Raw genomic sequence first — 9,115 nt, forward strand, 5'->3', positions numbered from 1 at the left:
TGGATCGAGGAAGTGCTCATCGCCCTCTATCTCTGGGCCATCATGTTCGGCGCCGCGTCGGCGATGAAGGGGCGCGGGCATGTCAGCATCGACGCCCTGGTGGTCAATCTGCCGAAATCGCTGCAACGCTATATCGGCTATTTCAACGATGTCGTCGGCATCGTCGTCCTCGTCACCTTCGGCTGGCTCGGCCTGGAGCTGTCGATGGCCGCCGGCGACAAGATCACGCCGATTCTTGGCTTCAAATACACCTACATCGACCTGGCCGTGCCGGTCGGTGCCTTCTGGATGGCCTTTTATCTGCTCCTGCACCTGATCGGGGACATCAAGAAATCTTCCCGGGGAGACAACTGACATGGCCGTGGGTATTGCATGCTTGCTTCTGCTGGTCGGGTTCGCCATCAACCTGCCGGTGTTCATCGCCGTCATCGGGGCGGTTCTGGCCTACTTCTTCATTGCCGGCGACGCGTCGCCGATCATCGCCGCGCAGCGGATCATCGGCGCCGGCGAGAACGTGACGCTGCTGGCGATTCCGTTCTTCATCTTCCTCGGCAACCTGCTCAACTACACCGGCATCACCCGGCGCATGCTCAAGCTCGCCGAAGTGCTGACCGGGCACTTCAAGGGCGGCCTGGCGCAGGCCAACGTGTTGCTGTCCACGCTGATGGGCGGCATGTCGGCGTCCAACCTGGCCGACTGCGCGATGCTGTGCAAGATGCTGGTGCCGGAAATGACCAAGCTCGGCTACAACAAGGCGTTTTCCTCGGCGGTGACCGCTGCCGGTTCGCTGATCACCCCGATCATCCCGCCGGGCATCGCGCTGATCATCTACGGCTACGTTGCCGACGTGTCGATCGGCAAGATGTTCATGGCCGGGGTCGTTCCCGGGTTGCTCTGTGCCTTCCTGTTGATGGTGGCGATCCGCATCGTCGCCGGCGTGCGCGGCTACAAGCCGGTGCGTGATCACGGGCCGCGCCTGGGTGAGTTCTGGGATGCGCTCAAGGAAGCCTCCGGGGCGCTCGTGCTGATCCTGGTCATCGTCGGCGGCATTCGCGTCGGCATCTTCACGCCGACCGAGGCCGGCGCCGTCGCCGTGCTGTACGTGATCATCATCGGTTCGCTGGTGTACAAGGAAATGAAGTTCGAGCACATCAAGCTCGCCCTGCTCGAGACGGCGCGGTCAACCGCCGGCGTGATGCTGATCATCATGGCCTGCTCGGCGTTCGCCTGGCTCCTGACCTGGGAACAGGTGGCGCAGGACGTGGCCCGTTTCATCACCAGCTTCTCGGCCAGCCCGGTGACCTTCCTGATCGCGCTGAACGTCCTGCTGCTGATCCTCGGCATGTTCATCGAGGGCAACGCGGCGATCATCGTGCTCGTTCCGCTGCTGATGCCGACGGTGAAGCTGCTGGGCATTGACCCGATCCAGTTCGGCATCATCATGATCCTGAACCTGGCGATCGGCTGCCTGACCCCGCCGATGGGCACGGTGATGTTCATCGCCAACGCGATCACGGGGACCAAGGTCGGTGAATTCGTCCGCGAGAGTCTGCCACTTTATGCCGCCCTGCTTGTCGCGCTCCTTCTGGTGACCTTCGTGCCGGCCGTCACCACCTGGTTGCCAAATCTTTGAGTTTTTCCCTCAAAGGTATCTGCAATTAACGGATCCGAATCTCTATGACTCTTTTTAAAAATTTGTATTGGCGTAGCTGGCATCTCGCAACAGCTGGCTAGGCAAATTAATTACTACGATTAACACCAAACTCTTTCATCCACATGCTTTGTGCAGTTTCTACCATAGGAAGACACGAAATGAACGAAAAAATGATTGGACTAGTGAAAACCTCTAGTGGCGAGGGAAATATGGAACTTCAGGAGCTACCTGTTCCAGAGCCTAAAGCTGGAGAAGTGCAAATTTCCATTGCAGCCACAGGAATATGTGGATCTGACCTGCATATTTTTCACTCAGATATCGCACTTGCGATGAGACCGCCAGTAATAACAGGACATGAGTTTTCGGGGGTGGTCTCAAAGATTGGAGAAGGGGTTGAGAACGTTAAGGTGGGGGATCGTGTTTCGGCAATCACATCTTTTAAAACCTGTGGAATTTGCATCAATTGTAAATCAGGGAAAACCAATATTTGCCAGCACAAAAAATTGATTGGCTACTGGTATGACGGGGCTTTTGCAAACTACATCGTAATTCCTGAGGCTAATGTTCAAATACTTCCAGATAACGTAAGTTTTCACGAAGGCGCTGTTTTAGAACCTTTGTGTTGTGCAATTGAGGCAACAATCGAGCTTACCAGAGTCAAGCCGGAGGACACTGTCGTTGTAATGGGGCCTGGGCTAATTGGGCAACTAACGGCTCAATTAGCGCAACTCTGTGGAGGAAGGGTAATTCTAATCGGAACGAATAAAGACCAACAAAGGTTAGAACTAGCTTTGTCCTTAGGGATACACCATACGCTCAACCTAGAGACGGCAGATGTCAATAGATACATTTCCGATTTCACCAACGGTAGTGGAGTAGATATCGTTTTCGAATGCTCAGGGGCTCCCGCCGCCGCAAGACAGGGGCTGCAACTATTGCGCAGAGGGGGGCAATACACACAGGTCGGTCTCTTCGGAAAACCTATTGACATTGACTTCGAGCAAATAGCATATAAGGAGGCAAAGGTAACTGGCTCACTGGGTCAGAATTGGCTTAACTGGAATTTGGCAATAAAGCTTCTTAAAAATAAACGAATTCAGATCCTGCCTCTTGTTTCTGAAGTCCTTCCACTTGACCGTTGGAAAGAAGGATTTAATAACTTTGAAAAAGGATTAGGAACAAAGATCCTCTTAGAGCCTGTCTCAAGTTTAAGCCGTTAGAACGTTTCTTTTTCGACAATTCAAATTCTTAAAATGACTCAACGAGAAATGACTAACAGACTATCCGCAGACAACTGGCCGATCGCGGCAGCGATGAACGGCTTCTCCGGCGTGTTGCCGGACGGCAGCCTGGTGCAGGACCAGCCGGCCGATCACTGGGCCGCGACGCTGGAGCAGGTGGTCGACGCCGGCTTCACCGAATTCGACCCGAGCGACAGCTGGGTGCGCGTGGCCGATCTTTCCCCGAGCCGCCTGCGCGACTTCATGTATGTCGTCAAGACGGTCGGGCTGACCATCCCGGCGATCTCGACGACGCGCAAGGCCAGCGTCATTGATCCGGTCAATGCCGACGCCTACCTCGCCTACAACCACCGCGTCATCGACGCCGCCGCCGAGATCGGCGCCAAGGCCGTCTCCTTCGGCCTCTTCGGCGAATTCACCGAGGAGCAGAAGAAACACCTCTGGTTCTGGACTGCCGACGGCGTCAAGAACCCGGATGATCCTGAAACGTATAAAAAGGCCGTCAGCCGCATCCGCGAACTCGGCAAGCACGCTCAGGAACTGGGTATCGAAGTCTCCCTGGAAATGTACGAAGATACCTACATCGGCACCGCCGACGGCGCCGTGAAGTTCGTCAACGACGTCGACGTGCCGGCGGTCGGCATCAACGCCGACATCGGCAACCTCGTCCGCCTGCACCGGCCGGTCGAGCACTGGGCGTCGATGATCGACAAGCTCGTGCCCTACGCCAAGTACTGGCACGTCAAGAACTACATGCGCATCGAGGATCCGGCGCAAAACCTGATCTGTTCCTATCCGACCTCGCTCGCGCTGGGCATCATCAACTATCGCGTCGCGATCCAGAAGGCCCTCGCCCATGGCTACAAGAGCGCCTTCCTGTGCGAACACTACGGTGGCGACAGCCTCACCGTCTGTGCGATGAACCGCGACTATCTCCGCACTATCCTGCCACGGTAGAGGAAGAGCCTCTGAGAGAAAACCCAAAGTATTCAAACTTGCGAATACGAATACTTTATTCGGTTCTAATCGTTTTTTAGGAAAATTTCTAATGGCTACTGTTGCCGCCATCTATACGACTCAATCAATAATTGAGCCAATCAAAGCGTTGTTTCAAGAATTAATGCCAAGTCATCGCCTAGTCAACGTTCTTGACGACGGGATAATACCCGATGTTGTTAAATCGGGAAATATCGCCACATCAGATGTCAGGCGGCGCTTTTTTGATTACTGTCGAACAGGCGAAGAGTTAGGCGCTCAAGTAATTTTGAGTACATGTTCCTCGATGGGCGACCTTGTTGAACAAGTACAACCGTTCATAAATGTCCCCATCCTCAGAATCGATGAGCCGATGGCTTTTCAAGCAGTTGAGCTGGGTACGCACATCGCGGTGCTTGCAACAGCAGAAACGACACTCGCCCCAACAAATCGTCTTCTTCACTCCGCAGCAAAGAAGAAAGATAAGTCAATTGTAATTATAGAAAGCTTGGCGAAAGGCGCTCTTGCCGCCCTATCGAAGGGTAATACCGAAGAATACGAAAAAATATTATTAGCCACTGCGAAAAGCGTTGCCAAAGATGCAGATGTAATTATGCTGGCACAAGGCTCGATGGCACGAGTTCAAGATGAAATTGCCTTGGCTACAGGAAAGCCAGTCTTATCAAGCATCCTCAGTGGATTGCTTTCACTACGGAATTCGTTGGAAAACACTGTTTGAGTGCCATCGCTAATGGCTAAAATTTTACTTGGCAGTTACCTAATACGCTACTTGGATGGTGGCCAGAGTAAAAAATAGAAATTCGATAACTGACTATTTTTTCATCGTAATAACTGTCAGAATTCTGGAGAAATTGAATGAATAAACTATCTATTGCAATCGCGGGCGAGAATGCTTTGCCTTCCGCGTTCGTTGTTTTTCGTGGATTTGAAAAATCCATTCCGCGCGCAGCTGAACTTGGATATCAAGGTGTAGAACTTGCGCTGAAAAGCGTTTCCGAAATCAACTCGGACAAGATTGATGCGCTTCTTAGTAGCAACGGACTAGAGATTTCGTGTATTTCTACCGGCCAAGTATATGCTGATACGGGATTTATGTTTACGGACTCGGACCAAAGTCGGAGGAAGGTCTTAAAGAAAACATTTGAAGAATTTATTGATTTGGCTTCGCATTACGGTCGAATGGTAAATATCGGGAGAGTTCGAGGGAATCTAGTAGCGAATGACAACGGTGACTCAGAAAAGAACTTCATCGAATTAGCATATGAATTAGGTCAATACGCAGGAAAAAGAGATGTAACTCTTGTCGTAGAGCCAGTAAATAGGTATGAGCTAAATTTTGTTAACAGCGTAGAACAAGGAGCTTTGTTGATAAAGAAAATTGGACTATCGAACATAAAGCTCATGCCCGATGTTTTCCATATGAATATTGAAGATGTAACGATTGGAGGAGAACTTGAAAAAAATATAGAAGACATCGCGTATATTCACTTCGCTGACTCCAATCGCTATGCTCCAGGTTGGGGACATACGGATTTTGAAAGCATTCTTCGAAGCTTAAAAAGAGCATCCTATCAAGGCTGGTGCTCCGTAGAGATATTTCCAGTTCCAGATGCAGATGCTGCCGCTAGGCAAGCAGCGCTGTATTTGCTGCCGCTCATCAAGAAACATTTGAACGGGTGAGATGGAGATGATTCTGTCGTCTATAGCTTTACGGCGGCTTGAGGTTCTTACGTCGTATTGATTCTAAGAATTTAATCCGCCGCGCGAGCGGCGGATTTCTTAACTGTCGACGTCGGGTTCCTGTTCTTCTTTACTCTTCTCCACAACGTACTACGGCCTATACCTAATATTTCGCTGGCTTCCTTCAAAGAACCGTTTGTTTTTTTGTAAATAAATTCAATGTAGGTCTCTTCCAAATCCTCCAGTGTTTGCTCCCGAAAAAAAGCGGGTTGTGCTTCACCGTCAGCTTCCCAAGCCTCTTCGTTAAGTGTTTCAACGAAATCATTGACCTTTATATATTTATCTTCGCTTAATACTACTGCTCGTTCAATCATTCCTTGTAATTCGCGAACATTTCCCATAAAGGTATAGTTTTTTAAATATTTAATTGCATCATCCGTGATCGACATGTCGGTGTTCCTGTATCGCTTACCGAATTGTTTCACGAAATATTTACTCAGAAGTTCAATGTCGTTTTTTCTGTTGTTCAGCGACGGGATAAATAAGTTAAGTGTTGCGATCCGATAGTAGAGGTCACGTCGGAACTGTTTTTTCCTTACAAGGCTGAGCAAATCCCGGTTAGACGCGCAAATAATACGAACGTCTACCGGAATGAGTTTGCTGTCGCCTAAGCGCATTACTTGTTTTTCTTGCAGTACTCGTAACAAACGTCCCTGAAGTAGAAGCGGTAGCTCACTAATCTCGTCCAAGAAGATAGTTCCGCGATGCGCCATTTCGAACACTCCAGGCTTCCCTTTTTTGTTTGCACCTGAAAAAGACCCTTCTACATAGCCAAATAACTCACTTTCAATTAATGCCTCAGGTAGTGCCGCGCAATTAATCGCGACAAATGGTGACTTCTTTCGTGCGCTATCGTTGTGAATTCCTTGAGCGAAAAGCTCTTTTCCAACGCCTGAGGGGCCGTATATAAGAACGGATATATCGTAATTAGAAAATTTTTTTGCTTTACTTATACATTCTCTAATCTCATTACTTTTATGCACGATATCAGAGAATGTGTATTGTGCAATAAATCCTTTTTCGGCCAGTCGAATTCTAATTTTTTGTTCAATATTTTGAACCTCAGTAATATCTTGATAGGTAGCTACAGCTCCTTTTATTTCCCCATCGACAATTACTGGAACTTGGTTAGTCGCAATAATTGCCTTATTTGCTAAGGTTTGAACGTCCCCTATTTCCGCTCTCTCTGAGTCTAGAATACTTAGCAACTTGGTTTGCGGAATAACATCGGAGACACAACTCCCCAAAGCATCCAATTTATTTATGCCTGTCAATTTTTCAGCGGCATTATTAAAAACAGTAATATCACCACTGGAGTTGACCGCAACAATTCCATCGTGCACAGAATCAATAATAGTGGAAAACTGCTGCGCCATCTCTTTTTCGTGCATTGATGCACATAAAATTTCTTGTGCCTGTTGCAGCGCATTTTGCATTGCTTGTTGTCCAGATCTAACAAATACAAACCGACAATTATTTCTTGTCTCTATAACTCGCCCAACATTACCATCCCCGATGAATACACGGATACCTTTTGCGATTTGATGATCAACCTCAGGGACGATTTCATTCCGACTCTTAATCTCAAAACAGCTTGCATTAAACCCCATTATTCCTGCAATTATCCTCGCCCCGGCGATAACATTTGCATATCCGATGACGGCAACCTTATTGTCGCTGACGGCGTGCTTAACTTCATAAAAACTTTCAATAAGGTCATATGCAGTGACTTTTACTTCGACCACCGGAATCTCAAAGGTTGCTTTAATACGTTCGTAAATCCCCCCTCGGGAAATGAGTATTTTCGCACCACCGTCGATGGCCATTTGCGCCAGGTTATCTACATTTATTAGATCTCCCTCAACTACATCAATGTTTTTCCATTTCTTGTTTTCTACTAGCTCTCTGGTTATTTCAACCATTGAATTGAATGGAGCAATAACAACGATTTCTTTCATTTACTTCTCCGATCCATAAGTTTTCTCAATTATTCGGGAGAGTTTAAATTTCTCAAGTTTTATTTCTGCTGTTTTTTTTATCGGCCGTGGCGAACGGTGGTACGGAAAAATTGAGGTTGGGCCTATCGAGCAACTGCCGGTCTTGCGGAATACACGGAGGGCGATGGCTTCAAAACTAGAAATATTGGGGTGAGGCCTGCCGAGTCGCGACCGTGCTTATAGACCTGCCTCTAAAATTTTATATGTTACGAAGCTCCAGCACCATTAGGCTAAGATGTTATGGTATTGACAGTCTTTGTTATCCAAGCGGAACTAAGCATTCTTCTGTTCTAGAGTTCGGCTAACGGGGAGGCTATAGTGAATTGACCGCACGGTGTTCATGGTTTCCCGTGAGTGTCGGGGTTGTGGGAGGATCTCTTCCTGAGCTACGATTTTCGCGGCAAGCGCTATCGTGGTTAATTCTGGTCAGTTTATGATCGTGCAGGTAAGACGAGAGGTAATAGCTACGAGAGATGGTAGCTGTGTGAAGAAGGGAAAACGAAGATCGATGAAAGTCACCCGCTAGATCACGCGAATCTGGTTTGCTGCAAACACTGTAGTTTCTTGATCGCCCGGTGATAGGCCGGGCGATTTCCTTGTTTTCAGCCTTTGCGCTTCAACACTTTCTCGGCGTGGGCCGCGATGTTCGCCGCCGACAGGCCGTACTTGGCCAGCAGCTTCTCGTAGTCGCCAGACTCGGTGAAGGTATCATTGACGCCGACGACTTCCATCGGCACCGGGCAGCCCTGGCTCAGGACTTCGGCCACGGCGCTGCCGAGACCGCCGTAGACGTTGTGCTCCTCGGCGGTGACGATCGCGCCGGTTTCCTTGGCGCAGGCGATCAGCAGATCGCGGTCGATCGGCTTGATCGTGTGGATGTTCACCACCCGCGCCTTGATCCCCTTCGCCGCCAGCAGTTCGGCGGCTTCCAGGGCCTTGATCAGCATGTAGCCAGTGGCGACGAGGGTCAGGTCGTTGCCCTCGCGCAGCGTCACGCCCTTGCCGATCTCGAATTTGTAGGTGGCCTTGTCGAGCACTACGGGCACTTCGGCGCGGCTCAGGCGCAGGTAGACCGGGCCCTTGAATTCGGCCGCCGCGCGGGTCGCCAGTTCGGCTTCCACCGGGTCGGAGACTGAAATGACGGTCATGTTCGGCAGCGCGCGCATGAAGGCGATGTCGGCGATCGCGTGGTGGCTGGCGCCATCATAGGAATCGGACAGTCCGGCGTAGGTGCCGGCCAGCTTGACGTTGAGGCCGGTGTAGGCGATCAGGCTGCGCACCGGGTCGGCGGCGCGCAATACCATGAACGCGGCGAATGTGTTGGCGAAAGGAATCTTCCCCGCCGTGGCCAGGCCGGCAGCCATCGCCACCATGTTCGCCTCGGCGACGCCGACGTTGAAGTAGCGCTTGGGGAATTCCTTGCCGAAAACGATGCTCTTGCTCGAACTGCCGACGTCGGCGTCCAGCGCGACGATGTCCGGATTCTC

At 50.3% G+C, this 9,115-nt stretch carries 8 protein-coding genes; 6 read left to right on the forward strand and 2 right to left on the reverse strand.

The annotated features are described in order from the left end of the window. The 6 genes from BO74_RS19875 to BO74_RS19900 all read left to right on the forward strand — a co-directional run. Positions 1-354 (forward strand): TRAP transporter small permease (locus BO74_RS19875; protein WP_496444948.1); only part of this gene is annotated, 354 nt, incomplete at its 5' end. A 1-nt stretch (position 355) separates the two neighbouring features. Further along, positions 356-1,633 (forward strand): TRAP transporter large permease, encoded by a 1,278-nt coding sequence (locus BO74_RS19880; protein WP_496444950.1) that lies wholly within the window; start codon positions 356-358, stop codon positions 1,631-1,633. Between the two features lie 179 nt (positions 1,634-1,812). Beyond that, positions 1,813-2,874 (forward strand): zinc-binding dehydrogenase, encoded by a 1,062-nt coding sequence (locus BO74_RS19885; RefSeq protein ID WP_496444952.1) that lies wholly within the window; start codon positions 1,813-1,815, stop codon positions 2,872-2,874. A 48-nt stretch (positions 2,875-2,922) separates the two neighbouring features. Then, a complete protein-coding gene (locus BO74_RS19890) occupies positions 2,923-3,852 on the forward strand; it encodes a sugar phosphate isomerase/epimerase family protein (protein ID WP_496444954.1) in 930 nt (309 codons plus the stop codon). A 91-nt stretch (positions 3,853-3,943) separates the two neighbouring features. Next, the gene (locus BO74_RS19895) at positions 3,944-4,609 is read left to right on the forward strand and encodes an aspartate/glutamate racemase family protein (RefSeq protein WP_496444776.1); all 666 of its coding nucleotides are present in this window, start codon (positions 3,944-3,946) and stop codon (positions 4,607-4,609) included. A gap of 137 nt (positions 4,610-4,746) precedes the next feature. Next, a complete protein-coding gene (locus BO74_RS19900) occupies positions 4,747-5,571 on the forward strand; it encodes a TIM barrel protein (protein WP_496444777.1) in 825 nt (274 codons plus the stop codon). A gap of 71 nt (positions 5,572-5,642) precedes the next feature. Here BO74_RS19900 and BO74_RS19905 read toward each other — a convergent pair whose 3' ends face one another. Both BO74_RS19905 and BO74_RS19910 read right to left on the reverse strand, forming a co-directional pair. After that, positions 5,643-7,589 (reverse strand): sigma 54-interacting transcriptional regulator, encoded by a 1,947-nt coding sequence (locus BO74_RS19905; RefSeq protein ID WP_496444778.1) that lies wholly within the window; start codon positions 7,587-7,589, stop codon positions 5,643-5,645. Between the two features lie 641 nt (positions 7,590-8,230). Next, the coding region (locus BO74_RS19910) for a transketolase family protein (protein WP_496444956.1) at positions 8,231-9,115 on the reverse strand (885 nt) is incomplete at its 5' end.

Source organism: Propionivibrio pelophilus DSM 12018 (assembly GCF_059569095.1).

Coding starts and splice junctions, on each gene's coding strand:
- BO74_RS19880 (WP_496444950.1), top strand. CDS start 356: ATGGCCGTGGGTATTGCATGCTTGCTTCTGCTGGTCGGGTTCGCCATC.
- BO74_RS19885 (WP_496444952.1), top strand. CDS start 1,813: ATGAACGAAAAAATGATTGGACTAGTGAAAACCTCTAGTGGCGAGGGA.
- BO74_RS19890 (WP_496444954.1), top strand. CDS start 2,923: ATGACTAACAGACTATCCGCAGACAACTGGCCGATCGCGGCAGCGATG.
- BO74_RS19895 (WP_496444776.1), top strand. CDS start 3,944: ATGGCTACTGTTGCCGCCATCTATACGACTCAATCAATAATTGAGCCA.
- BO74_RS19900 (WP_496444777.1), top strand. CDS start 4,747: ATGAATAAACTATCTATTGCAATCGCGGGCGAGAATGCTTTGCCTTCC.
- BO74_RS19905 (WP_496444778.1), bottom strand. CDS start 7,589: ATGAAAGAAATCGTTGTTATTGCTCCATTCAATTCAATGGTTGAAATA.